The organism is Hyphomonas atlantica corrig. (genome assembly GCF_017795365.1).
In the GTDB taxonomy this organism is placed as follows: domain Bacteria; phylum Pseudomonadota; class Alphaproteobacteria; order Caulobacterales; family Hyphomonadaceae; genus Hyphomonas; species Hyphomonas atlantica.
In genome coordinates this window covers 1698761-1724944 of the sequence record NZ_CP051254.1, presented here as the reverse complement: position 1 = coordinate 1724944, position 26184 = coordinate 1698761, and the positions used below count along the sequence as shown (strand labels likewise).

18 protein-coding genes are annotated in these 26184 nt (G+C 55.3%); 10 read left to right on the top strand and 8 right to left on the bottom strand.

Annotated features, from left to right (window positions below; translation table 11 throughout):
* Positions 1 to 34: 34 nt before the first annotated feature.
* The 5 genes from HF931_RS08505 to HF931_RS08485 all read left to right on the top strand — a co-directional run bounded on the left by HF931_RS08505 (position 35) and on the right by HF931_RS08485 (position 11112).
* Entirely contained in the window at positions 35 to 5911 is a 5877-nt protein-coding gene (locus HF931_RS08505; RefSeq protein WP_273243110.1) for a rhamnosyltransferase WsaF family glycosyltransferase, read from the top strand.
* Between the two features lie 99 nt (positions 5912 to 6010).
* On the top strand, positions 6011 to 6937 hold the full coding sequence (locus HF931_RS08500) for a phytanoyl-CoA dioxygenase family protein (protein WP_273243108.1): 927 nt from the start codon (positions 6011 to 6013) through the stop codon (positions 6935 to 6937).
* Positions 6938 to 7153: 216 nt separating this feature from the next.
* Complete coding sequence (locus tag HF931_RS08495; protein ID WP_273243106.1) at positions 7154 to 8623, top strand: hypothetical protein; 1470 nt, start codon at positions 7154 to 7156, stop codon at positions 8621 to 8623.
* A gap of 331 nt (positions 8624 to 8954) precedes the next feature.
* Positions 8955 to 10166: a hypothetical protein gene (locus tag HF931_RS08490; RefSeq protein WP_273243104.1), complete on the top strand. Its 1212-nt coding sequence runs from the start codon at positions 8955 to 8957 to the stop codon at positions 10164 to 10166.
* A 106-nt stretch (positions 10167 to 10272) separates the two neighbouring features.
* On the top strand, positions 10273 to 11112 hold the full coding sequence (locus HF931_RS08485) for a class I SAM-dependent methyltransferase (protein ID WP_273243103.1): 840 nt from the start codon (positions 10273 to 10275) through the stop codon (positions 11110 to 11112).
* On the opposite strand, the gene HF931_RS08480 is transcribed toward HF931_RS08485, so the two are convergent.
* The 8 genes from HF931_RS08480 to HF931_RS08445 are packed head-to-tail and all read right to left on the bottom strand — an operon-like array spanning position 11090 to position 20158.
* Positions 11090 to 11863 (bottom strand): SDR family NAD(P)-dependent oxidoreductase, encoded by a 774-nt coding sequence (locus tag HF931_RS08480; RefSeq protein WP_273243100.1) that lies wholly within the window; start codon positions 11861 to 11863, stop codon positions 11090 to 11092. The two genes, HF931_RS08485 and HF931_RS08480, sit on opposite strands and share 23 nt — an antisense overlap.
* Positions 11856 to 13178, bottom strand: coding sequence for an FAD-binding oxidoreductase (locus HF931_RS08475; protein WP_273243098.1), 1323 nt, complete (start codon positions 13176 to 13178; stop codon positions 11856 to 11858). Before HF931_RS08475 ends, HF931_RS08480 begins: the two co-directional genes overlap by 8 nt.
* Positions 13144 to 14628, bottom strand: a complete 1485-nt coding sequence (locus tag HF931_RS08470; RefSeq protein WP_273243175.1) for a UbiA family prenyltransferase — start codon at positions 14626 to 14628, stop codon at positions 13144 to 13146. The genes HF931_RS08475 and HF931_RS08470 overlap by 35 nt, the downstream gene beginning before the upstream one ends.
* Before the next feature lie 39 nt (positions 14629 to 14667).
* The gene (locus HF931_RS08465) at positions 14668 to 15300 is read right to left on the bottom strand and encodes a VTT domain-containing protein (protein ID WP_273243096.1); all 633 of its coding nucleotides are present in this window, start codon (positions 15298 to 15300) and stop codon (positions 14668 to 14670) included.
* A 5-nt stretch (positions 15301 to 15305) separates the two neighbouring features.
* Positions 15306 to 15734: a GtrA family protein gene (locus HF931_RS08460; protein ID WP_273243094.1), complete on the bottom strand. Its 429-nt coding sequence runs from the start codon at positions 15732 to 15734 to the stop codon at positions 15306 to 15308.
* 2 nt (positions 15735 to 15736) lie between these two features.
* Complete coding sequence (locus tag HF931_RS08455; RefSeq protein WP_273243092.1) at positions 15737 to 17077, bottom strand: NAD(P)/FAD-dependent oxidoreductase; 1341 nt, start codon at positions 17075 to 17077, stop codon at positions 15737 to 15739.
* Positions 17078 to 17079: 2 nt separating this feature from the next.
* Positions 17080 to 18024 (bottom strand): NAD-dependent epimerase/dehydratase family protein, encoded by a 945-nt coding sequence (locus tag HF931_RS08450; RefSeq protein WP_273243090.1) that lies wholly within the window; start codon positions 18022 to 18024, stop codon positions 17080 to 17082.
* A gap of 22 nt (positions 18025 to 18046) precedes the next feature.
* Positions 18047 to 20158 carry a hypothetical protein gene (locus HF931_RS08445; protein ID WP_273243088.1) on the bottom strand — a complete coding sequence of 704 codons (2112 nt, stop codon included), beginning with the start codon at positions 20156 to 20158 and terminating at the stop codon, positions 18047 to 18049.
* Between the two features lie 277 nt (positions 20159 to 20435).
* Between HF931_RS08445 and HF931_RS08440 the strand changes: the two genes are divergently transcribed.
* Genes HF931_RS08440 through HF931_RS08420 form a run of 5 tightly spaced genes read left to right on the top strand, consistent with a single transcriptional unit; the run spans position 20436 to position 26183 of the window.
* Positions 20436 to 21290, top strand: a complete 855-nt coding sequence (locus tag HF931_RS08440; RefSeq protein ID WP_273243086.1) for an ABC transporter permease — start codon at positions 20436 to 20438, stop codon at positions 21288 to 21290.
* Complete coding sequence (locus HF931_RS08435; protein ID WP_273243085.1) at positions 21280 to 22683, top strand: ABC transporter ATP-binding protein; 1404 nt, start codon at positions 21280 to 21282, stop codon at positions 22681 to 22683. The genes HF931_RS08440 and HF931_RS08435 overlap by 11 nt, the downstream gene beginning before the upstream one ends.
* A 4-nt stretch (positions 22684 to 22687) precedes the next feature.
* Positions 22688 to 23998 (top strand): hypothetical protein, encoded by a 1311-nt coding sequence (locus HF931_RS08430; RefSeq protein WP_273243083.1) that lies wholly within the window; start codon positions 22688 to 22690, stop codon positions 23996 to 23998.
* Between the two features lie 23 nt (positions 23999 to 24021).
* Positions 24022 to 24813 carry a sulfotransferase family protein gene (locus HF931_RS08425; protein WP_273243081.1) on the top strand — a complete coding sequence of 264 codons (792 nt, stop codon included), beginning with the start codon at positions 24022 to 24024 and terminating at the stop codon, positions 24811 to 24813.
* On the top strand, positions 24810 to 26183 hold the full coding sequence (locus tag HF931_RS08420; protein ID WP_273243079.1) for a sulfatase: 1374 nt from the start codon (positions 24810 to 24812) through the stop codon (positions 26181 to 26183). Before HF931_RS08425 ends, HF931_RS08420 begins: the two co-directional genes overlap by 4 nt.
* Position 26184: the final 1 nt, after the last annotated feature.

Below are 26184 nucleotides of genomic sequence, written 5' to 3'. Positions count from 1 at the left end.
GGTTCGGTAATCCTTGGAAACGAGATAAATTCACATGGTCGCCATACCCGTCAAACGCTTCCTGTCAGTTCGGCTGATTCGCAATTCGGGTCTGTTTGATCCCGTTTGGTACCGCGCGCGATATCCTGACATTTCTGATCTCAAGGGTGACCCAATCCGGCATTATGTTTTGCACGGTGCCGCAGAGGGGCGTGACCCATCCGGCGTGTTCGATACGGCATTCTATCTTACCCAGTACCCAGACCTGGACATCAGCAAGATCCCTCCACTGTCACACTATATTCTTGTTGGAGAGGCCGAGGGAGCCTGGCCGAACCCGTATTTTGACCCCACCTTCGTCCGTACACAAATCGGCCGCGTGCTTCGCCCGGGTCAGAATGTGCTCGCGACGTATCTGTCGCTTGGTGCGAGCGAGCTGTCCCCCAGCAACCGGCTGTGCGCACAGACGCACCTTGCCGTCCACAAGATCACTGTAGACGCGGGCGTCAGCTCGCTGTCTCATCATCTGTCATTGCGGCAAAATCTTGATCCGAACGCCCTGCTGGCGACGCCTAATATTGGTGTCCGGATGAGCGCAATGAGCGGACTGGTGCCGTTCGCGTTCGAAAACGGGTACATGTATCTGCATGTGCAAAATGACGATCCTTACATCGTTCTGAATCCGGTATCATCGGACTATTTCGAACCGGGGCACTATCGTCTGAAGATCAAGTTTTCACGCCCGGAAGACGGTCTCAAGCGCGCGCGGTTCTATTTTGATTACGGGTTGGGTTTCGATGAAGACAACACAATCCGGGCTGTCTTCGATGTCGACCAGTCCGGAACAGCCGTCGCCCTGATCCCGCTCAATGAACAGGTTCACCAGATCCGGTTTGACCCGCTAGATGCCCGCCGGGGTCATGACGTTTCACTCGGCATTTCCAGGATTGAGCTCAGCAAGATTTCATCGCTGGACTATTATCGACATATCGTCGGAAGCACCGCGACGTCGGCACCGCATTCAGCAAAACTGGTCGGACGAACACTGGTCAATGCCCTGAAGCTGGGCACGTCAGAGGCGGGCGCCCGTCTGCGTGCGGAGCATGAGTCGCGCAAGCTGGGGCCTTCGGACAAGAGCATCCAGGCCGTAATGTATCGCGACTGGATCAAGGAATTCGACGCCATTTCCGAAGACGATCGCGCGGAAATGGACCAGGCAATCAATGGGATGGCGAACCACCCGAAGTTCTCCGTTGTGATGCCGGTTTACAATACACCGATCAAACTTCTCAGAGAATGCATCGAAAGCGTTCTGCACCAGATTTATCCCAATTGGGAATTGTGCATAGCGGACGACAATTCATCCGACCCAGAAATCCGCGAGGTACTGGAGGAGTATGAAAAGCGAGACGACCGGATCAAAGTGGTTTTCCGAACGGAAAATGGTCATATCTCACGCGCATCCAACTCGGCCATTGAAGTTGCAACCGGCGACTGGATCGCACTGCTGGACCATGATGACCTGCTGGCACCAAATGCGCTGTTCTGCATGGCCGATGCAATCAACTCCAATCCCAACGCAAAAATGCTGTATTCAGATGAAGACAAGGTTGATCTTCGCGGCGCGCGCTCACAACCCTACTTCAAATCCGCTTGGAACGAGCGTTTGTTGTTCGAACAGAACATGGTTTGCCATCTGGCTGCGTACGATGCGGATCTGTTACGAGAGATTGGGGGCTTGCGCGAGGGCTTCGAGGGTGCTCAGGATCACGACCTCGTCTTGAGGGTTACAGAACGGATCCGAGTCGATCAGATCGTTCACATCCCTCATATACTTTATCACTGGCGAGTGATGCCAGGATCCACCGCGCTGGACGCGGGAGAGAAATCCTACGCACTCGAGGCCGGTATAAAGGCGTTGCAAGAAGCCGTTGAACGACGCGGCATAAACGGCCACGTCGAAGCTGCGGAAGATCTCAGCTATTATCGCCTCAAGCTGAACGCCCCCGAAACCTCGCCTCTCGTCTCGATCGTAATCCCGACACGAGACGGCCTCGATGTGCTCAAGCCCTGCGTCGAATCGGTACTGCAAAAAACAACGTACCCGAACTTCGAAATCCTGATCGTCGACAATCAGAGCGAAAAAGACGAGACGCTTGAGTATTTCAGAGAGCTCGAAGCCGTTCCGAACGTCCGAGTGATTCTGTATGATGACAAATTCAACTATTCTGCGATCAACAATTTTGCCGTCCGCCATTCCGCAGGCTCGCTCGTTTGCCTCCTCAACAACGACACGGAAGTCATCTCGCCTGACTGGCTGACAGAAATGGTGGCGGAACTATCCCAAAGCGGAGTGGGCGCTGTTGGAGCAAAGCTCCTCTATACGGACGGAACGGTTCAGCATGCAGGCGTCGTGCTGGGCATCGGGGCGGAAGAGCGCGGCGTCGCCGGACACGGAATGGTCGGCATTCCTGCCAATGCCGAGGGGTATTTCAGCTATGCTCGACTGGTCAGGGAAGTCTCTGCGGTCACCGCCGCATGCCTGCTGACACGTCGAGATATTTTCGAGAACGTCGGAGGCTTGAACGAGGATAATCTGCAGGTTGCGTTCAATGACATTGATTTCTGCCTGAAAATTCGGGAAGCGGGTCATCGCATTATCTGGACCCCCTACGCGCTGCTTCATCACCATGAATCAAAGTCCAGAGGTTTTGAAGATACGCCGGAAAAGATCGAACGCTTCGAACGCGAACGCGACTACATGCTGGAGAGATGGGGAGACGTCCTGCGTCAGGATCCCTATTACAACCCCAATTTGGCACTCGATCGAGGCGTCTATACACTCAGTCTGGAACCACGAGTCTCGCGAAACTCGGCCGAACCCACACGGCGTCAAGCGCTTTCCCTTGATCTTCCGGCACAGACTCCGCCCGAAGTCCATCGGGAACCCGAGTTGATTCACCGCGAAGCACTCTATTCTGTTCAGCAAGCCCCCACCATTTCGTCAGCAGACGACGTTGTGGTTCTCGTTCTCTTCTCACCCGACGGCCGCGTCACTGAACTGCAGAACGATATTATTCAGAGCTGGAAGTCCGCAGGTTTCAAGCTCATCCTGATCGTGAATGCTGCAAAGTATGATGAACATGTCGCCACCGGTGCAATAGACTGCGACGGACTGATCGTTCGCGAGAACATTGGCTTTGACTTCGGTGCATGGCGCCACGGGCTCCGGCTCTTGGGCGGACTAGATGGTGCCAATCTGGTGATCTTGGCAAACGACAGCGTATTGCCCGTCAATGGCGGCGAAAGCCTGAAAAACTATCGCAAGCGAGTGGACGAGTCTGAAGCGGACATCGCCTTCTGCACACGCAACCTGGAAGTGAAGCCACACCTTCAGTCATACGCGATCGCGATCAAGAAATCCGCCCTGAAAAACGGAGCGCTCAATCAGTTCAGGTCACTGAATTACCACGCTGACAAGATCGACCTGATCCATCACGTGGAAGTCAACATCAGCGACCAGCTATCGGATGCCGGTCACGTCTGTGAAGCGCTCTACCATGTCGATGGAGCCGAAGAAACAGGCGTCAATCCAACTATCCATTATTGGGAAGAGCTGATCGATGACGACTTCCCATTCTGGAAGGCCCAGTTGATCACCGCCGAGATCCTGGAGCTGGAGGATCCGAGAATTGTCGCCGCCCTCGGGCAAGAGCGGACGGACAAACTCAAACGCCACCTGGCCGCGCGAATGAGCGTCGCGAACGGTCCGGTTGAATCCCCCTCCTTCGTGCCGTCTCCCGCCTTCGGTCATTTTGGCGATTACAACGAGCATGGCGCGCAGAATGCCTGCAATCCGGGCAATGGATGGCTACGTCCAATTGCCCTGCCTCTGGATGGTCTTGAGGAAGAGAACATCCCAGTGCCGCGCATATTTGGCGTCATTCACTGTTTCTACACAGACGTGGCTCGGGACATTCTGGATGAACTGGCTGCGCTCAATCTACCGATGCGCCTGTTGCTCACAACAGACACCACCGACAAGCAAGCCGAGCTTATGGCCTTTATCGTGGACCGCGGACTGGATGGCGACGTCGTCGTTACGCCAAACCGCGGGCGAGATGTCGCCCCTTTCCTGATTGAAGGTGGACGCCATATTGGCGATGCAGAGCTGGTCTTCCATCTGCACACCAAGAAATCAAAACACGACGAACGCTACGCCGATTGGGGCAGATTCCTGCGCGAGAACTTGATCGGGTCTGAAGCGATCGTCCGCTCCATCCTGAAGCTGTTCACTCAGGAGACACTTGGACTGGTCTATTCAGAGCATTTTCGAGAGGTGAAAGACCTCAGAAACTGGGGCTTTGATTTTGACAAGGCGCGCGCCCTGCTCGCCAGAATGGATTGCCACATCGATGCGGACAATCTGCTCGAGTTTCCGACGAGCACAATGTTCTGGGCACGGCGTGATGTCCTTCAGCCTTTGTTCGATCTCGGGCTGAGCTATGAGGACTTCGACCCGGAAGAAGGCCAGATCGATGGCACGCTGGCACATGCAATTGAACGGTCCTTCCTGTACGTCTGCGAAAACGAAGGCTTTCAATTCCGAAAGGTCGTTTCGAAGTCTGCCGATGATGACCATCTCGCCAATGCGGCTTTTCTGAACAAACACGATTTGGCGTTCGAAGCCGGGCTCCCGATCACACAACTCCTTCCCAACAATGTGAACCGAGCCAATCTGTTTCACCATGTGGGCGAAGTATATCCGGTAGAGATCGCCGCATCGCCACGGACCGAAGCCCGGCTAAATCTGGTCCTTCCCACATTGAAGCCGCAGAAGGTGTATGGCGGCATATCGACTGCGATCGCGACGTATAAGTCTCTCGCGGATGCGTTGGGTGTCGAATTGCGCGTGCTGGTCACGACGGACGATGTCGACATGGATTCCATTCAGGAAGTCAGCCGCCGGCTGGGCACGAGCGTCACCCTCGTGCCACCGAGAGCGGATGCGGCGGGCGGCGCGACCGTCGTGGATATACCTTCCAACCTTCAGGAGCCGCTGGCCGTCAGAAGCACGGACATCTTCTTTGCTACCGCCTGGTGGACAGCAGACCTCGCCTTCCGTCTGAAAGATGCGCAACAGAAAGTTTTTGAGGTGGATCGCCCCGTCGTTTACCTCATTCAAGACTATGAGCCGGGATTCTACAGCTGGTCCGAGAATTACGCGATTGCCGAAGCGACCTATCACCGCGGCGACGACACGCTGGCGATCATCAATTCCGAAGAATTGTTCGGCTTTATGCAGCAAAGATATGATTTCCGCGCGGCGTGGTATGTTCCGTATACGCTGAACGAGCGCCTCGATCAGCTGATACGACCCACACCGAAAGAAAAGTCCATCATTTGCTATGGGCGCCCGGGCACGCCGCGAAATTGCTTCCACATCCTGGTTGAGGGCCTGCGCCGCTGGCAGCGGGAAAACCCTGCGGAGTCCGAAGGCTACGAAATCGTCTTCGCAGGAGAGCCATTTGACCCGGCTGCCATTGGCGCGCTGCGCAACGCTCGCGTTGTGGGTAAAATGACGCTGGACGATTACGCCGACATGCTGAATCGCAGTGCGCTCGGCGTCTCCCTGATGGTCAGTCCGCACCCCAGCTACCCACCGCTTGAAATGGCGAATGCAGGCTGTCTGACAATCACGAATGCCTATGAGGGAAAGAATATGAGCCATCGCTCGGACCGGCTGATTTCATTGGCGTCCCTGTCGCCGGCCACCCTGGCAGACGCGCTGAAAGAGGCTGTTCGGAACGTAGGGATTGGCGCCACCCCGCCACTCCGCACCGTCAAGGATCTCCCCTGCGACGGACAGCCTGTCGATTTCGGCGATGTAGCGAGTTACTTTAAAATTCAGCCGATGAACCAACTTCGATAGTTCCTAACGCTCAGCGTTTGGGGTGTCCAATAAACTACTTGAACCTGCGTTTTCAGGGTCTACTACATAGTTAATGCAATCTGGTTCGGGGGACCTGACATGACTGAAGCTCAATCAATTGCACCCAATCCCTACGCGATAAGAAATCTGCGAGATCGTACTCGGTTTTGGTGGGAGCAACCGAATTCTGAAAACCAGATTGCAAATGTAGACGACCAAGCAACGCGAGAGGCGGCCTTAGCGCTGAGAGACGATGGAATAGCTGTCCTCGAGGGATTTGTCAGCTCGGCACTTTGCGACGACATCAACCGCGACTTCATGGAATTTTGTTCGCAGAATAAGACAGAATCTGACCATTGGCGTTTACCGACAGGTTTCCACCCTCGCCTCACCAACTTTCACACCTATAGCGCAGCAGCACGCGAAGCATTAATGAGCGGACAGCTCACTGCAGTCCTGGACGCGCTTTTTGGCGAGAAAACAGCGTTATGTTCATCTTTGTATTTCGAACAAAGCACGGAGCAACCCATTCACCGCGACAGTCCTTTTTTCTGTTCGAACCCCTATGGCCGATTTTTCGGAGTTTGGATCGCATTGGAGGACATCCGACCACAGGCGGGTCCGCTCAACTACAGACCCGGCGGACACAAGCTCGACATAGATCAAGTCGAATTGGCATTGCAAAATCCTGACCTCGATGTTGGCCAGCTATACGGAAAGTATCTTCAAGAGATAAAGCAGCGTTGCGATGACGAAGGCTTGCCTGTGTCAACAGTACTCCCCAAGAAGGGCGATGTCGCAATATGGCACCCTGAACTTCCACATGGCGGCGGCAAGATTTTGGATGGTGGTGGCTCCAGAAAAAGTATTGTTTATCACGTAATGCCAGAAACTGCCCCAATCTATGGAATTGATATATTCTTCGGCCGACGGGAAGTTGCAGACTCCGGCCTCCCGCTTGTCGATTGCAGTTTCGGCAGAAAAATGTTGGACCAAGGCTCTCCTGCATTTGCGCCCAATCTGTAGTGTTCTCAGCCAACCGGATTTATTTGCGAGCCGAGGTCAAAAGCTATGGAGCACAGACGCCCGCCCTACATGAAGCTCCTCCCGCAGGTCAGGAATTGGCTGGCCACTATCAAATGGCCTACACTCGCTGCAGCAACCATCTTCCTGCTGACGGTTTGTTGGGTGATTTACCGATGGTTCTTGACATCCGACGTCTTGGAGTTTGGAGACGAGACAATGGTGCTCGTAACCGCCCGGCAAATTGCGGCGGGCGATCGACTCTACGACGATATATTCAGTCAATGGGGCCCGGGCACAATCGCTATCGCCTGGCTAGCGAAAGCCTTCGGGGCCGACTCATTCGTTGGATTTCGTGTGCCCGTGCTTTTGCTACAAATCTTTGCAACCGCAAGCATTCTGCTGTCCCGAGTTTGGCAGCACCGGACGCAAGGTTTTATTGCCGCCGCTGTGTTCGCCTTCGTGACATCGGCACTTGGCCCAATCTGGTTGGGGCATATGCTCTTGTATACAACGGTCGGTGGGTATTTGGTCACTGTATCTATTGCACTAGTATTAGCCCCGCTATTGATGGACAGAAGTCCACCTTTATCTGCGTATGCTATCGCGGGTGCCTGCTGGACTTTCCTGGTCGCATGCGCGATTTCGTTCTTGCCTGCAGCATTACTTTTCGGGCTCACTACGCTTTTGCTCGTTCCTCAAAAGAAGATCACCTATGTACTTCCACTCATATCTAGCGCCTTGATTGGGGCGATAGTCGTTTCTGCTCTGATGATCGTCTGGATGGCATTATTCGCAGACTTCCAAGGTTATTGGGTGAACCACATACGATTCAACACTGAGGTGTTTTCAAAGATCGTCTCGCCCCCAATGAACCCATTGTCGCCTTTCAAATATGTGTTGCGAGCATTCAATGACCCCCTACATTCCGATTTCTTTCCGTCATTTGTCGTGACCTTACTTTTCCTATCAGGAACGGGTGCATTCTTTGCTTCAGGCGCAGCACGCAAAAAGATCGTGAACATTTTGGCCATGACGCTGATGGCCTGCATGATCCTGTATCTCAATCCACGGGGCGGCACGCTACATCACCCTGGCGGTGTCATGCTTGCCAGCATCGGTGTGATCGCGATCGGTTTCTCCTGTCTGATTCAAATGCAAATTTCTCGTATTATTCTGATTACGATGATGATTGCGCCGTTTGGCTTGGTAGTCAGTGCTTACAAGAGCGGGACAGCAATATATGGTGCGGGCGTTGAGACGATCGAACTTCGAAATGCTGGGCGCAACCTTCAACAGGTATCTACTCCATTTAACAACGCAATTCGTGCTGTTGTTGATGAAGACGAAAGAGTTGTTGTGTGGGAGTTCCTGCCCTTCTTGTATTTCAACACTGATCGTCTCCCCTCCAGCTCGCATATGTTTTTGCTTCCTGCACAGATGTCTTGGCTCCAATTGCATGGTCCCGCGAAGGGCCTGCCCGACCCATGCGCCGAACTCCAGCAGAAATCTCCTCCAGCAATCGTATTGGGTTATTGGCAACCACAAAATGTTAAAGACTTCGCACCGTGCGTTCCTGAATTCGCGCAGAAAAACTACATCGCCATCAACTCGACACCACCGATTCTTTACGTCCGTCCGGACAGAACGAACCGTCTCCGCAGCGAGCAGATAGAGCAACTGCCTTAGCACCATCACAATTCCTAAAAGTTCAGATATTTGCGAAGTATCCAGATCTGATCAGCCACCCCTGTTTCGGCGCGCGCCTCTGCCGGCGACAGAATGGCCTGAATTGGCAACATCGGTGGAAATCGGTACGCCAGCCACAGTGCGTGTCACCCCCTTCACGTTGAAATATGACGGCGAAAACTTTGAGGTCCTGCCTTGATTGGCAAGCGCAAACATCACGCATTCACCGGTCAAACCAAATGTGTCCGGTCAAAAGGTTGGAAGCAGGACTGGCAGTAGCTTGCATTATCCTTCACCTGAACTATTCAGCGTAATATCAGAGGGGGAAGCGATGCAGGATCAGACTTCGAGCGCGAGTTGGAAGAAAGCCATTTTCATTGGCCTGGCGGCGATCCTGATATCGATAGTCAGGAGACCAGACCAGCTTACTCACCCTGAAGTATGGGTTGAAGAAGGCAGCCAATTTTTTCCGCAGTTTCTTGAGCATGGTTGGCTGTTCATATTTGAACCAATTAATGGGTACCTGATTATACCCTCAAAACTCATTGCGCTGATTAGCTATCACATCAGTTTTGTGCACTATCCCACAGTGAGTTACATCTTGGCACTAATTGTGTCGGGATTGGTTGCCGCGACCATCTATCGTTCTCCGACTTTCATCAGATACCCAGCTATCGCGGCGCTCGCGCCGTTCCTGATCCCATTCGATCCAGAGCCAATCGGAATTGGTGAATACGCATTTTGGTTCGTCGGCTTGTTCAGTGTCCTTGCATTGGTATGGCAACCCGGAAAGTCTCCGAAGGTGAGGATTGCACTCGCCGGAATTGGTGGCTTGTCAGCCCCGCTTGGCATTTCATTGCTGCCCCTTTTCGCATTGCGGGCTCTGATCTGCCGCTCGAGAAGCGACGTATTGACTCTGGGCACTGCGACCGCAGTGACGGCGATACAATTGTGGTTCGTTGTAACGACTGGCTCTTCAAGCGCGAACTACGTTAGCGCGCTATTTGCCAATCCGTACGAAAACCTGCTTGTATTCATCACAAAGTTCATCGGACAGTTTTTCTGGGCAAGAGACCCTTCCACTCTTTTGGCCATTGCAGCGGTATTCGTGGGATGTGCATATTTGTGGCGAGATGTGCGTGAACAACGTTTTGTTGCTTTAACTTTCCTTGCATGTGCGGCTATCTCCGCAGGTCTATCAATCCTCCGTGTCCCGCTTGATGCCATCGGGCCAATGGCCAATGGCCCACGCTACTTCTTTTACCCCTATATTTTCCTGTCTTGGGCAATGCTGTCATTCTGTGCGGTTGAAGAACGACGAAAGGCCATCATGATTGCTGGAATGCTCGTATTGCTGAATACACTGAATTTTTTGAGTCGGCCGCACGACGATCTGGACTGGGCAGGAGCCGTCCACCAGTGCCTGACATCCGACGCTGGTGCCGACTTGCCTGTTCAGTTCAAGGGAGATCGGCCCAGCGCGTGGAAAGTCACCCTAACCCAGGCTGAGTGTGAACGAATGGAGCGGCTATCTATTTTCTGATCTGCGAAGGCTCGACGCATATCTCGCGCATCACCAAGTTGGAGTTGCTATTGAGATACACCAGAGATAGGATTTCGGTACTTCACCCTACAAAGGGGATTGTCAGGTGTCTCATCCGTTTCACGCGTGGTTGGACAAGTCGCACTTTGGTCTTGAACTTGGCCCGAGCCATCGACCCGTGGCCGCCAAGCGAAACGGCTATAACGTGCGAGTGCTGGACCATCTGAACCGTGAACAGCTCATCGCGAAATACGAGCAGCACGGCGTAGATCTCAACGCGATTGAAGAGGTCGACTATGTCTGGAATGGGGAACCTTACCGGCAGCTGGTCGGCGACGGCGTCTATTTCGACTGGATCGTCGCATCGCACCTGATCGAGCATACTCCGGACATGATTTCGTTTCTGCTCGATTGTGCGGAGATCGTTACAGACGATGGCTTTGTCGCGCTGACCGTGCCGGACAAGCGCTATTGCTTTGATCGCTATCGACCGCGCACATCCCTTGCCAGCATCATAGATGCGCATCAGAGCAACCGGAAAATCCACTCCGTTGGGACGGCCGCGGAATATTTCCTCAATGTGGTGTCGCGCGGAGGGCATATCGCCTGGGACCCAACGCATGACGGGCAGTATGCATTCGTCCACACATCTGAAGAGGCAAGAAACGCGATGCAGGTCATCGCTGAGCAAGGCGCTTACCTGGACCTGCACGCCTGGGTTTTCACCCCCAGCAGCTTCCGGCTGGTCATTGAGGATCTCTACATATTGGGCCTGAGCCCTTTTCGGGAGTCCTCATTCAAGAACACGACCGGACACGAATTTCACATCCAGCTCAGCCGAAGCGGAAATGGTCCGGGACTGAGCCGGTTTGAGTTGCTGAAGCAGATAGATGCGGAAGAAGAAGCCGTCTTGAATGGTCCGCTTACATCTTCGTCTTGTGCATGATCGGCACGGGCAAGCTGCGCACGATCAGCAGTATCCAGCGCCAGATCCAGGGTGCGTAAACACGAACACGGCGCGAATCCATCGCCTTGTGGATCACGCCGGCCACTTTTTCCGGCGTCGCCCAAAGCGGGCCGCCTTTGCCTTCGATATGATCTGTCATGGGCGTGTCGATGAAGCCTGGCTTCACGATCGTGATGACAATGTCCTTCTGCCCTGCAAACCGGTGGGCCATGCCTTCACACACGCGCTCAAGCGCCGCCTTCGTCGCACCGTAGAGATAGTTTGACTGGCGCCCACGATCCCCCGCGACGGAGCCAATCACGGCCAGCCGGCCCTGCCCTTGTTGCTCGAAATGTGTCGCGAGCATTTCACACCACATGGCCGCGGAGGTCAGATTTACGTCCATCAGGGATTTAAGCGTGTCTGAGCTCGACTGCTGGTCTGCTTGATCCCCGAGCACGCCATAGGCAAGCAAGGCATCATCAATCTGCTCAGCGAATTCAAATACTTGCGCACACAGACCGGGCACAGCTACAGGGTCGCCCAGGTCGCCAACGACAATCGACGACGTGTCACATGCGCCCCGCGCCACAAGGTCGGTACGAATTTCGTTCAATCTTGCTTCATTCCGGCCCGCCAGAATGAAAGTAGGCTGGCCTTGCTCACACGCCTGACGCGCAAAGGCGATGGCAACAGCAGATGTCGCCCCGAGCACAAGAATTGTCCTGGAAGAGGCTGCGGTCTCAGTCATCAATTGGGTTCCCACCAGTTTCTGTCACGCGCCGCCAGAAGGACGAAGACACTTTCGGGTCTCTTTCTGCCTCCAGCCGGGTCCACTCAGGATAGGCCTCCTGAAAGAACTCTGCCGACATGCGTGAATCCTTGGCCGGATAGACCCGGCCTCCATAATTCCGCACGATAGCATCGAGGTCTGAAAAAAGACGTAACGTGGAAGCGCCTTTGTTCGCGAAATCCAGAGCCAGACTTACACCTTCGCGGCAAAAAGACATGACGCCCGGCGACGTCTCTGGGCCGTGAACTTTCAGGACAGCCAAGAAAGACCCCTGCCCGCTTTGTGCAATGCGCTGCAGCATCTCCCGAATGCCCGCTTCACCCAATTCCGGCGGCAGAAGCGATTGGTGCTGGAAGAAACCTTTGGAACCGTAGAGGAGGTTCCAGTCGAGGATCTTGTCCAAGGGATAGAAAAACGGATCGTAATGCTGCTCCCCGACATATCTGGCACCGGGGCGCGCCCTGTAGAGAGCGTTGAACACCGAAATGCTCATGCGGTTCAATGCAAAGCCAGGCGTCGGCACGGGCCATTTCACCGCCTTGGTGGAATGTACATCCAAGCGTCCATCCGAGCGCGGTCGGGCACGGGAAAATATTCCACGCCCCAGCTCGTCGCCGGTCGCAAAGCAATCCACCCACATGACGGTATAGTCCCATTCCTGGCTTTCCTCGCTCAGACGGAAAAAGTCCGACAGAGAGTCACAGGGAATGTTCTCAACGTCGACATACGCCGATTGAATGGGGGCAAGCTGAAGCTCCACCCAGAGAATGATACCTGTGAGTCCCAGCCCGCCGAGCGTGAGTGCAAACAGGTCCGCATTCTCATCGCGGCTCAGCTCCACAAAGCCCCGATCTGAACGCAACAGACCAATGCGCGTCACATGCGCCCCAAAGCTGCCCTTCTTGTGATGGTTCTTGCCGTGCACATCATTGGCGACCGCGCCGCCCAGCGTGACGAATTTCGTTCCCGGCGTGACGGGCAGGAACCATCCTTTGGGTACGCAGACACGCAGAAGCTCTTCATTTGAAAGCCCCGCGCTGGTACGGACCCGTCCGGTTTCCCAATCCGCCGAGATCAGCTGGTCCATTCCCGGCGTCACGAGCAGGCAGCCGCCATCATTCAGCGCGACATCGCCATAAGATCGGCCAAGACCGTGGGCCAGAACTGACGCCTCGCCCTCAAACGCAGCCTTGATCTGAGCGATTTCCCGTCCAGCTCTCAGGCGCCGGACATCATGCTCATATCGTTGGACGCGGCCCCAGCTCAGAACCATTGAGACCACACCGGCCGGAGGCTCTCTCGGCACCCAGAAAGCCGCCCACGATGAATAGACACGCCAGACTGATCTTGTCTTTGACCGCGAAGAGAACAGGATCGTCATTCAGCTCTCCACGGACGGCGACGAGCCAAATACGCATGAACCAGGCGCCCACCACGCATGCCACAACCATCATGACAAAGGCGTTGTCGATTAGCCTGTTCGGCGCCAGCAGTCCGTAGATGGCGAGGGCGAGCACGGCGGCATTTGCCGTTGCCGATCCGAACGCCAGAATCATGGGGGCATCCTCAGCCTGGTACCCCCTGCCCGACACCTTTCCGCCAGCTTCAGTCTTCCGAATCTCGACGTATCGCTTCGCCAAGGCGAGGCTAAGGAACACAAGCCCGATGAACATCATGAACCAGGGTGAAATCGGGGCACCGACGACTTCTCCGCCAGCCCACACCCTCAGACTGAACAACCCTGCCAGGATGAACACATCCACGATGGGAAGCCGTTTCAGACGGAAGGAGTAGGCGATCGTCACAATCGCATAGAGCGCCAACACCATGGCGAACGAACTGCTGAGCAGGAAGGCACCGATCATGCTGCCGCAAACCAATGTGACAAGAGCACCTGCAGCCACTGGCACACTCAAGCGACCATCTGCGATCTGCCGCAATTTCTTCGTCTGGTGACGTCGGTCATCCGGAATATCAAACAAATCATTCAGGATGTACGTACCGCTCGCCATCAATCCGAAACAAATGAAGGCAAGTACGACCCGAACCATGTCGATGCCTGTCAGCTCGCTGAGCAATAGACCCGGCACGACGAAGACGAGGATGTTTTTTGCCCATTGATGCAGCCGCATTGCCTTTCGCAGCGGTCGCAGGCTCTTTTCGCGCGGGATCTGCTCGTGCACACTGACCGGATTGCCATCGGGCGAATTGAGGCGGAAAGCATTGCGCGGCGCCCGGAATGCGTACCCTTCCAGGGATTCCTTCCAGACCGCGATATCCTGATGGCTGTTGCCGGCATACGAATACCCACCCGACAACTGCTCTTTCAGGAACGCGGCCTTCCGCGACGATGTCAGATTATTGCCGGGCTCCGATCCCTGATAGCGCGTGAACATTCCAAGGTGGTTTGAGATACGCCCCACCAGCAAATGATCGCTCCCGGATACGAGCCACGCCTCGCCACCTTGCTCCGTGTGCTTGCGCACCAGTTCGAGCGCGCTTTCCTCGTATGGCAAGTGCGCCGGGTCCATATGATGGCCGAACTTTTCGACCAGCCATCGTTTTGCCGACGCGCGATCCTTCAATAGCTTGAACAACGCCAATGGCAGCAGGAACGGAGCCCATCGCGCGCACAGTACCAGTAGCTCATGCGTGGTATCAGAACGGATCAAGGTACCATCCAGATCTACCGCGAGCGTGCTACGATTCTCTTTTTTCTCTATATTTTCCAGAGTCTTGCAAAGCCGGAATCGGCCCTTCCCCTAAATTGAACCAATACCGCAAACAGGAGCAAACTGCCCTCCGAATCCTACAAAAGCAAATGCGACTGGTCTAACCCATCCAGCCGCAAGTGTTCCAATCATGAAGTCTCTCCAGGTAATTCCCAGAAAGCTCGCCATGAGTGATGCAACCGCGCTCGGCACCACAGGGACAAGTCGCAATCCAGCGCTGACCCATTTGCCACCTCTCACCGATTTGTCGCGCACTTTCGCCAGAACCGGATAAGCAGCGAAGCGACGATTAACTGCCGCCGGGTCTGATTCCGAACCAAGCTTGTACAGAATAGCACTCGACAGGACCAGCGCTACAAACTGCACGCCCCCGGCCGCAGGCCCCAATAGAAAGCCTGCCATCAGAATGGTCAGCGTGCCCAAAGGCATGACAGTCAGGAACAGTAAAAACGACCAGCACAGCAGGATCGCGTAGGCAAGCATCTGATGCTCCTGAGCGATCCGCTGCAACTCCAGAAGTCCATTGCAAACCGCCATCGGGTCCAGCAGCTCGACCGCAACCAATGCCGCTATCGATAAAAGGAAAACACCTGCCCCGATCCGCACTGCCCTGGACATTGCCAGCAAGTGCAGCATGTCAGATATGGCCGTGCGAAGGGTCATGGTGATCAATCCCGGACTTGGGGACCCTGTTCCGGCTTTGCACGGAACGAGAAATGCTTGTGCCCGAGATAGCTGGTCAGCACCGGACTGGCGACACCAATCATGTGTGACACAAGTGCAGGATAGAACGTCCACCCCAGTGCGGGCAGCACATAATATCGCAGTCCCATCGTCACGAGCCAGACCTGAATGATTGCCACCAGGTTCACGATGGCGAACTTTGACAATTCTTCTGATACAGACCGACCTGACCGTTCGAACACGAACTTCCGAGACAGGGCGTACGCCACCACCATAGCGATCAGATATGCCACGATCACCGCGAGCTGGAAGCTCATGACGAAGGACAGGGCGATCCGGGCCAGCACGTTCACACCAGCAGCAAATCCACCGGTCAGCACAAATACAATAAAGCGGCGCTTCTCGCTGGTCATGGTCAGTGATCTTCGCCGTTCTGTTGAAGTCGGCCCAGCGCCGTCGCGGCCATCCCCTTGGCGAAGCCGACACTCTCGGAAATTCCCCGATCCTCGGGGTAATAATAGCAAGTGTCGGCGACCTGAACGCCCGGCACAGACGTATCAACAGCCGGCAGCTTGTCCAGGAAGTTGGGTGTGCAGATTGGCTGCGAGTGTACCAGACGCGCAGCTTGCCGCGTCAACACGTCCGCCTCGGTCAGGTCAGGATTGACTGCCTTCATCGTTTCGAAAGCCTCATCCAACAGGGCTTCGTCTGTCCATGCCCATCGTGGATTGTCGACCGGCATGTAGTACGGCGCATACACAATCGTTTCATCGCCGAAGTCGCGCAGCGCAGAGAATTCGATCAGTCCCGGAATGGCGTGGTCTTCGTCGATAATGTTAAGCCAGAAATGGCCCGTGACCTTACGCTTCAGTTTGTAGACCAGGCAAACGACTCCAATATTGTCGATTGCGTCCAGCTTTGATTTCTCGTCTTCGGACAATTGAGGGATCATGGCGTTGACCAGCGGCGTTGGGACGGTGCTGATCACCTCTCTCGCGCGCACTTCACTTCCGTCGGCGCACCGGACAGTCTTCAGATGGTCCTCGCCGGCCTCGATATTCGCTACAGGCGCACTGCATCGGATTTCACCGCCATTGGACAAGATGGACTTGCACAGAGCATCGACAAGCGTCTGCGTTCCGCCAGCTATATGGCCGAGCTGTTCCTGAAGCAGCGACTTTCGCGATCTGCCGATACGTTGGATTCGGGTGGCGATCCATGTCGCGCTGACAACATCCGTGAACTGAAATAGCTTCAGGTAGAGAAGACGATGCCACATCTTCTGATAGCAGGATTCTCCGAGCCAGGCCCTGAACCAGTCTGGTGCCGTCATGCTTTCGGCCGGCCCCCAAGACTTTCTTTTTGTGCACCACCACGCCATCAGCCCGTAGCGAAACTTCTCAATAGGGTTAAGATGAGGGTATTTCAACAAAGCCACGGGATTACCCCAATCATGCAGCTTTCCACGGGTGAAGTATCCCATCGACGTCTCTTTCCAAACCATCTGGTTTGAAATTCCGAGCTCCGCCATCAGGTCGAACGTGTCCTGATCGGTCTTGCAGACGAAGTGATAGAAGCGCTCGAGCGATACGCCGTCGAAATCGAAATGCGCCGCCATGCCTCCTGGAATGTTCCCTGCTTCCAGCACCAGAGTAGAGGCACCGGATTTGGCCACATGATGAGCCGCCGCAAGCCCCATGGCTCCAGCACCGATGACGACGACGTCATGGATTGGCGTGGTCTGCGCGTCAGGCATGTTCAGAACTCCAGGAAAATGTCGGAATGCACCGGGTGGTTATAGGTCTCATCGACCGCTTCGCGAAACGGCGTGGCCGCTAACCCGAAACGCCCGGGCCAATCTATGATCGGAAACTCTTCGGGTATCACCAGCGCCTCCAGCTGGCGCGTCGTGAAAGGAGGTTGTTTCATGAACAGGCCCACAGTCCACAAGGACATCCAGAATGCCCAATAGGGTATGTGGATGATCGCGGCCTTGCCTTTCGCGACTTCCTTGATGGTCCGGATCATGTCCTTGTAATAAATGCGTTCTTGGCCGGAAACATCGAATACTTCGCCTTCAGGTTCCTGCTCTATGCAGCCCATGATCACGCGGCAGAAGTCTCCCTCATACAGCGGTTGCCGAATGTATTTTCCGTGCGACGGAATCGGAAACACCGGCGACTTGTCCATGAAGCGCCGAAGCCAGCCGAGATGCTTTCGGTCAAACCAGCCGAACATCAACGTCGGGCGCAGTACACAATGCCTAAAGGGCGACGCACGAACCATTTCTTCCTGGGTCGTTTTCGATCTCGTGTAAAAATCGTCCGCACGGCTGTTCACAACGGACGACGAGATGTGAACGATGAAAGGAGCATTCTCCGGGTCAATCGCGTCCAGAATTTTCTGCGTCGCGATGATATTGTTGCGCTCGAACTGGTCCCACTCCAGACCGCCAATCTGCGCCTGGTTCAGGACGATCGTATCTGCCTTGGCGATCTCTGCTGCCCAGTCACCAGTTTCGGCCAGATCTGCTTCGATCGCCTCCACATAGGGTTGATGCTGGCGCAGCACGTCGAGATTGTGCTTGTGCTTGTCGATACCCACAATGTTCGTGTAGCCGGCCTCGTGCAGTTTAAGGCAAAGGTTCTGGCCCACCAATCCGGCGGCACCTGTTACGACAATTCGCCGATTCAAATCTGGCACATCTTACTCCTGCTGACTCAGACTACTGGCCGGGTTGCTCAGATCGGAGGGCGATCGCAGACCACTCCCCCCACTCGCTGCCCACATCCGAGATTTCTACTTCCAGTGAGTCGGTCTCGAAAATGTCGGCATGAAGCTCGATCAAAGTCCATTCAATGGCAACAGGAAGCGACACTTCGATATCCTTGCCCATAACCTTGAGCAGTTGCCGTCTCGGAGTTGGACCGGATCGGTACAGAAAACTCTGACCTTTCCCCATGCGCAGCCTGATCACGCCGGTGTCTGCATCGGACGTCACAAGCGTTCCCATGACTTTCAGTCCTGGCAACTCGCTCTTGTAAAAATCGCTTCCATGCCACCCCTCGGAAGCGAGAACGTCTCCCTGTGTCAGGGATACGCGCGCTGCATCTGTCGTCTGCCCCCGGTTGAGCAGAATTGTGGGCTCGAACTGTCCGTCCGTTTTGCAGAACTCGCCAACTGCCGAGACCGGCCTGCCCAAGGCTTCGGCGAGCACATAGCCGGTGAACCCGGCTGCACCGGCTTTCCGGTCCACCGCGGCCTTCACGTCGGGTCTGGATTCTCCCGTCAAGGCGAAGCCCACGAGGCGCCCGGTCTCATCCACGATGCGAAGGCTTTGCTCTACGCGTCGACGCTCCTGATCAAACTGCCAGCCGTGGACCCGCACATATTTGTCTGAGCCGCCAATCGACTCTATTCGTTCCAGATTGCCTGCGCAGGCGCGCACCTCGCCCAGCGACTCTTGCCCGCCGATGCGCTCACGCAGCCCTTTGTAGGGCTTAAGCCCGAATACGGCGAGGTCGTTGGCAGTCGCCTTGTTCGCGATATCCAGGACAACCGCTGTGTTCGGGTAGATCTGAGAAATGTAGGGGGAATCCGGAATGTCCAGTTCGGCGGCGAGGGCCGCCACGCTCCGAACGTGCAATGTATGGGTGAGAGGATTCAGCGCAGTGAATTGATACTTCAGTAGAAACAGCGCCATAGCCGCCACGATGGACAAGGACGCAAATCTTTCCGGCCCAGCCTTTCGGAAAGCCGTCAGTATCCAAGGAGAAAAGATACAGAACAGAGCTGCCCAGGCCATGAGAGCGGGTGTGGTGTAGCGGCTCGCAAAGGCGGCACCGCTCCCCATCATCAGCCGGCCGCCGGCAGTAACGAACGCAGTCAATCCGACGAAAACGATGAACAGAAGCAATCCGGACGAGACGTGGTGCAGGCGGCGTCCGCGCAGAACCTGCAACCCAATCCCCACCGCCACAAATACCATGCTGGCACCTGCCAGAATCGCGATCAGGTGGGCGACCCGATTCATTCCAAAAATATAGAAGAACGGGCTGCCGAGATACCGAAACACAAAAACAAGCAAACCGATGGGATCAGTCAGCAGCGATTCTCTCAATGACCCATGGCCACCGATCGAATGGTATCCGTTGAAGTACAGAGCCACAGCGAATACGGCCACAACGGCAAGGATGCCAAAACGAACCCACCCCATGCGAAACACAGCAGCGCCAACAGCCAACAAGGGCAGCGTTGCCACGCCATTGGCCATTGTACCAAGACTGACAAAACCAGCGACAACAGCAATCAGGAACCAGGGCCTGAACGGCGAATCTTCAAGCATCGCTCGCCCAAGCGCAAGGCAAGCCAGCAACGGCACAAGCTGAGCCAGAAAGAACTGGCTCTGAAAAGCCCATGTCAAATTGTTGTTCTGCGTCCACAGGAAAAGCCATGCGGTCATCAACAGCCCAGCGAAAGCCACATGCGACTTTGATGTTCGATTTCGATTGATGACAACCAGGCTTCGCCAGAATGTCGCGCAAATTGCGATTGCGCAAAGATAATTCACAATAATGAGAAATAGGCTGCTCCCGCCGAAGACCTTGTATTCAAGAAGGAACAGGAACCTCGTCAGAACGATTCGGTGTTCATTGTGTTGGCCGAAAAGCGCGCCGCGGGGATCGTCCTCGAAGCGTTGCACAAAGCCGAGCGTTCCGTCCCACATGTCCCAGAACGGGATGCGGGAAAACTGCAGAGCACCACCAGCAAACGCAAGCAGAACGATGAGGACAGCCGCCGCACAAATGATTCCCAGTGCGGCCTTTTGAGCTTGCATAAGTCCCCTCCTACATGCTCAGGCGCGACGGTGCCGGACAGCACCCGAAGCCTGAGTGTCGGACTTGTACGAACATGTCAACTTAATGGGCGCAACCAGAACAGTTTGCACTCATTCGCCCTGAATGACAGGCGAGAAGCCCCCCGAAAAAGGTCGATTGAGCACCAAGAGGAAAGTCACGCCTAAAATGATGACGCTACTGGCCGTGAGTCGTGTATTTTGATAGCAGGGCTGACAATGAAGAGGGGCTCTGTAGGCAAGAGTGAGAGTTTCAAGCTTGAATTATCTGTCATTTTTATCGGCCAGACCTAAGAAGGCAGCTGGTGATTCTTCGCAAGTCAAAGCGCAGCAAAACTCTAAACTGAGGCTGATCTACGAGCTTGTAAAACGCGAAATCGAATCCCGGTACCGGGGGTCGGTGCTTGGTATCGTGTGGTCCATGATCACCCCGTTGCTCATGCTCGGCGTCTATACTTTTGTTTTTGGAACGGTCTTCGGCGCGCGATGGACTGAAGCCGGTACACAAACGCCTCCAGCTCAGTTCGCAGTGATCCTGTTTGCCGGACTGATCGTCTACCAGATTTTTGCTGAAACAATCATTCGAGCGCCCATGCTGATGATCTCTCACAGCAACTATGTGAAGAAGGTCGTTTTCCCTCTGGAAATCCTTGTTCCAGTGGCTATCGGCAACGCCTTGTTTCATGCAGCGGTCAGCCTGTTGATTCTCCTGCCTTTTCTATTTTTGTTCATGGGTGGCATTCCATGGACGATTGTTCTCCTGCCGGTCGTCATTGCCCCTCTGCTGCTGATGTCGGCGGGTGTAGGTTGGTTTCTAGCGTCTCTTGGAACCTATACACGCGATATCGGCCAGTTCATCGGTACTGTCGCCACCGCTATTCTGTTTCTCGCACCGATCTTCTTCCCCTCCACAGCTCTGCCGGCCTGGCTACAGCCCTGGCTGGCGTTGAACCCTGTCACCGTCCCCGTTGAACAAGCGCGGGAGGTGCTGATATTCGGGCGCCTGCCAGACTTTAGTGACCTGACAAGCTATGGTCTTGTTTCCGTCGTATTTGCTGGCTTTGGTTTCCTGTGGTTCCAGAAAACGCGCAAGGGGTTTGCCGATGTCCTCTGACCTCATCATTGATGTAAACGACGTCTCCAAAACCTATCTGATCTACGACAAGCCGGAGAACCGCCTGAAGCAAATGGTCGTTCCCCGGCTGCGTAGCATCGCCGGGTTGAGCCCTGTACAATACTTCCGGGAGTTCCCTGCCGTCCGCCACACGTCATTTCAGGTCGGACGAGGCGAGACTGTCGGCATCGTCGGCCGCAACGGATCCGGCAAGTCCACTTTACTGGAAATGATTTGCGGCACGCTGCAGCCGAGCGGCGGCACGATCAATGTTCACGGGCGGATCGCAGCCCTACTGGAACTCGGATCTGGATTTAATCCGGACTTCACCGGGCGTGAAAATGTCTATCTCAACGCCGCCATCCTCGGCCTGTCGCGCGCCGAGACCGAGAGGCGCTTCAGCCAGATCGCCGAGTTTGCCGGAATTGGCGACTTCATGGATCAACCCGTGAAGACCTATTCTTCAGGCATGTATGTGCGTCTGGCTTTTTCTGTCGCCACCAATGTTGATCCGGATATCCTGATCGTAGACGAAGCGCTGGCCGTGGGCGATGAGGCGTTCCAGCGTAAATGCTTCGCGCGGATCGAACAGATCAAGGAGCGCGGCTGCACGATCCTGTTCGTCAGCCACAGTCCGCAGAGCGTGATCCAGCTGTGCGACCGTGCCATCCTGATGGACCGCGGCGAAAAGATCATGGAAGGCAGCCCCAAGATCGTCGTCAATCATTACCAGCGCATGGTGAACCTGTCCGGCGACGACGCCGAAGCTGTTCGTGAAAAGATCAAGACGCTGGATGGCTGGACAGTCACGGCAGAAGATGAAGGCGATGAACCGGACGGCGAACTGAAGGCCGAAGCGGAAGCTGAAAAATCAGGCGAGCAAGCCTGGTTCGATCCAAGCTTGAAATCAGAATCCCGCGTTGAGTACGAAGCGGATGGTGCAAGGATCTCAAACATCCGGTTGCTGGACCAGCAGGGCCGGAGAGTGAACCATCTGGTACCGAACGAAACCTACAATTTTGTCTACGACGTACATTTCGACGCCAACGTGTCTCATGTGGGTTTTGCAATGTACATCAAGACCGTGCACGGCGTCGAACTAGCTGGGCAAACCAGTCATCCGGCTGGCGAAGGCGCAAGCTTTGAAGCGGGCGACTTTGTTACCGTGAGCTTCCCCTTCGATTGCCACCTGCTATCCGGCGCGTATGTCGCCAATTGCGGGGTATATGTGAATGGAAAAGGCGAGTTCATCCAGCTTCACCGCATTCTTGACGCCTTGATGTTCCGTGTATCGACGTCTAACCCGAATTTCCGGAGGATGGGGCTGGTAGATCTCCAATCTCACGATGAGCCCTGCGTTATCCAGCATCACAAGCTCAAGCACACGGCCTGAGCTGATGCGGCCCGCATACTTCACGATCTGCGCACGCAACTATCTGGCTTATGCGCTGACGTTGCGAAACTCGGTACTTCAATTCAGTCCGCAGGCCGATTTCATCATATTTCTGGCGGATGCGCCGTTGCAGGAACCTGTTCCTGACACGCATATCATTCCAATTGACGCGCTGAGCCTTCCAAACCTGAAGGAAATGACCTTCCGATTTTCCCTGATGGAGCTGGCCACAGCCATCAAACCTACCTGCTTCAAGCACCTGCTCAACGAAATGGGTTACGAACAAGCCGTCTACCTCGACCCGGACATCCAGCTGTTCGCGCCACTTTCGCGTGTCCACTCTGCATTCGCCGATGGGGCGTCTTTCGTCGTGACGCCCCACATCCTCGCTCCACTGACGGACGACAAGACTCCTACCGACATCGACATATTGCGAAGCGGAACCTTCAATCTGGGTTTTGCGGCGGCGCGGAAGTGTGACGAGACCCTAACCTTTCTCGACTGGTGGGAAGATCGCCTCTACCATCACGGCTATAATGATCTTGAGCGCGGCCTGTTCGTCGACCAGAAATTCGCCGAGTTCGCGCCAAGCTTCCTGCCAAAGCTCCGCATACTTCATGACCCCGGATACAATGTGGCCTATTGGAATCTGAGCCACAGGCCCCTGAGCCAGACGACGGAAGGGTGGCAGGCAGGCGGCGCGCCCCTTGTTTTCTTTCATTTCAGCGGCGTTGTGCCCGGCGATCCCGGAGTTTTCTCAAAGCATCAGACGCGATTTTCCATTCAGGACCTGGGGGCGGCAGCTCAACTCGTGACAGATTATCTGGGACAGCTGGAGCATAATAATCAGGCCCATTGGGGCCGTGTTCCCTACGCCTTTGATCGGTTTGAGGATGGCACATTGATTCCGCCCATCATTCGACGTTCACCACCGGACACCGCGTCGCTCGCCCTTTGGTGGCACGCCTATGACAGCGCCTATTGGGATGCCCCAAGCCCTCGCGTGGATCAGGAAGAGGCTTACAAAATTACCCGGCTGATGGAGACGATCCATCAATCCCGCCCGGATTTGCGCGCCAGTTTTTCCTTGGCCAGCCGGTCCGGGCGCCGCGCATTTCACGCTTGGTTTCTGGAAAACGGGGAACGTGAATGCCGCGCACCGCGCACCAGCCTAGAGGCGGCGCTCGGCCGACCTTTTGCTGGCAAGGGTTTGCAGGCCAATGGGCTCGTCAGGATGGCCGCGCCCCTTGCCAGAATTCTTCCCGCGCCTGCGACCCGCTCGCTCAAATCCTGGCTTATCCGAAACAGCCGCTGAACCACCCCCATCACCAAATGACCATGACTGTAGATTCTCTGCCTTCTTCCAACGACTTCCGCGTCACGTGTTTCGTGGCTGGCGTCCAGAAATGCGGTACGACAACGTTGAACAGTTATCTGTCCGATCATCCTGAAATGTGCCGGACCGACGCTCTAGAAGCGCATTATTTCGACAATGAAGCGCTTGATTGGGATTCGGTCGATCACAGCACCTATCACGCCATGTTTCCCTCATCAGCGCAGAGGAAGACCGCATATGAGGTGACGCCAATATATTTCTTTTGGGAACCAGGCCTGAAGCGATTGCGCGCCTATAATCCGGATGCCCGAATTGTCCTTATTTTTCGGGATCCCGTCGAACGCGCATGGTCACAGTGGCGAATGGAAATAGAGCGCGGAACAGAAGACCTTTCTTTCAGCGATGCCATTCGGTCTGGCCGCGACCGTTTGAAAGGCGCTCCTGAAACCAGCGATATCTGGCGAACGGCCAGCTATGTTGAGCGTGGCTTCTACGGAAAGCAACTGGAACGCGCGCTGACATTGTTTCCGCGCGAACAAGTCTTGTTGCTGAAGACAGACGAACTCGCTTTGGATCACATGCGTGTTCTGAACCGGATTACAGACTTCTTCGGCACGTCGAGGTTGCCGTTCATGTCTGAGCGGCAGGCACGGATCGGCAGCTCCGCCTTCGGTGAGATTCCCGTCGAAGATGCCTCCTACTTGCGCAGCCTTTTTGCGGAAGATCTGGACAAGTTCTCGAAGTTGTCGGGACTTGATATATCGAACTGGCGCTCGGGACTTCGAAGCACATGACGCAAACACAGAGATCGCCGAACATTTTGTTCATCGCCGTCGATGATCTGAACGGATGGATCGGCGCACTCGGGCGCCATCCGCAAGCCCGCACTCCCAATATCGACAAGCTGGCCTCCCGAGGAACCCTTTTCTCCCGGGCCTATTGTAGCGCGCCTTATTGCAATGCCAGCCGCATGTCCGTTTTTACCGGGCTGCAGCCAGCTACCAGTGGTATCTATCAAAACGAGTCCTACTGGGAGATGACCGAACGGCCGCGAACGTATTTCGAGGCGCTGCGAGAGCACGGTTACCGCCTGCACGGAGCCGGCAAAGTGTTCCACGGAACATTTGACTATGCGACTGCAGGGCGAGAGCGCGCGTCGACCGCAAACTGGCGGACGATCCATTCACATGATCAGCTATGGGATCAATTTACGTGCAATAAAAGTGAGCCCATGCCGGCTCAGCGGCCACTGAACGGCATGTTTGATTTTGACCGGTTCGAGGAAGTGTCGCCCTGGAACCATCTGTTCGATTGGGGAATCCTTCCAGACGACCGCGCCGAAGAAACTCCAGATGCGCAGACCGTCAGATGCGCTGAAGATTTCCTCGCCAATCCTCCGGATACACCTTTCCTATTCGCCGCCGGCCTCTACAAACCCCATTTGCCCTGGTACGCACCCAAACGGTTCTTCGATATGTTCCCTCTGGACAGCATTGTCCTTCCGGACGTGCTGGAAACCGATCTGGACGATGTGCCGGATATCGCGCGGGATTGGGCCCTCAACCCGCCAGACCATGAAACCGTAACTCAGGCCGGTCAGTGGAAGCATGCCGTGCGGGGGTATCTTGCCACAATCGCATATTGTGATGAGCAGGTCGGCCGCCTGATGGCCGCGCTCGACGCTTCTCCTGCGGCCGACAATACGATTGTCGTATTCTGGAGTGACAATGGCTTTCACCTTGGTGAAAAACTCCACTGGCGGAAGTTTGTCCTATGGGAGGAAGCCACGCGGGTACCGTTCATCATCGTACCTCCGCAAAGCCTGGCCACGTCGGCACAAACGCTCGACTTTCCAGCCAGCTTGATTGATCTCTTCCCGACCTTGTTCGACATGGCAGGACTCGCCCCGATGCCGGGCAAGGACGGACGGTCCCTCCTGCCGCAGATTCAAGGTGCTCCGTCACCAGATCGTCCCGCGATCACCACGTGGCTGCAGGGAAATCATTCGGTTCGCTTCGGCTCATGGCGCTACACCCGATATCATGATGGCAGTGAGGAGCTATACGATCAGGACAACGACCCGATGGAACGAGTAAATTTGGCGAACCGGGTGGAGTATTCAGGTCCGGTCGAGATGGGGCGCTCTTTCACCCCCAAAGACTGAC

Excerpts from the sequence above, each read along its gene's own strand:
- HF931_RS08480 (WP_273243100.1), bottom strand. The coding sequence starts at position 11,863 with ATGACTGAGACCGCAGCCTCTTCCAGGACAATTCTTGTGCTCGGGGCG.
- HF931_RS08490 (WP_273243104.1), top strand. The coding sequence starts at position 8,955 with ATGCAGGATCAGACTTCGAGCGCGAGTTGGAAGAAAGCCATTTTCATT.
- HF931_RS08435 (WP_273243085.1), top strand. The coding sequence starts at position 21,280 with ATGTCCTCTGACCTCATCATTGATGTAAACGACGTCTCCAAAACCTAT.
- HF931_RS08460 (WP_273243094.1), bottom strand. The coding sequence starts at position 15,734 with ATGACCAGCGAGAAGCGCCGCTTTATTGTATTTGTGCTGACCGGTGGA.
- HF931_RS08505 (WP_273243110.1), top strand. The coding sequence starts at position 35 with ATGGTCGCCATACCCGTCAAACGCTTCCTGTCAGTTCGGCTGATTCGC.
- HF931_RS08465 (WP_273243096.1), bottom strand. The coding sequence starts at position 15,300 with ATGACCCTTCGCACGGCCATATCTGACATGCTGCACTTGCTGGCAATG.
- HF931_RS08495 (WP_273243106.1), top strand. The coding sequence starts at position 7,154 with ATGGTGCTCGTAACCGCCCGGCAAATTGCGGCGGGCGATCGACTCTAC.
- HF931_RS08445 (WP_273243088.1), bottom strand. The coding sequence starts at position 20,158 with ATGCAAGCTCAAAAGGCCGCACTGGGAATCATTTGTGCGGCGGCTGTC.
- HF931_RS08425 (WP_273243081.1), top strand. The coding sequence starts at position 24,022 with ATGACTGTAGATTCTCTGCCTTCTTCCAACGACTTCCGCGTCACGTGT.
- HF931_RS08475 (WP_273243098.1), bottom strand. The coding sequence starts at position 13,178 with ATGGTTCTGAGCTGGGGCCGCGTCCAACGATATGAGCATGATGTCCGG.
- HF931_RS08455 (WP_273243092.1), bottom strand. The coding sequence starts at position 17,077 with ATGCCTGACGCGCAGACCACGCCAATCCATGACGTCGTCGTCATCGGT.
- HF931_RS08430 (WP_273243083.1), top strand. The coding sequence starts at position 22,688 with ATGCGGCCCGCATACTTCACGATCTGCGCACGCAACTATCTGGCTTAT.
- HF931_RS08420 (WP_273243079.1), top strand. The coding sequence starts at position 24,810 with ATGACGCAAACACAGAGATCGCCGAACATTTTGTTCATCGCCGTCGAT.
- HF931_RS08500 (WP_273243108.1), top strand. The coding sequence starts at position 6,011 with ATGACTGAAGCTCAATCAATTGCACCCAATCCCTACGCGATAAGAAAT.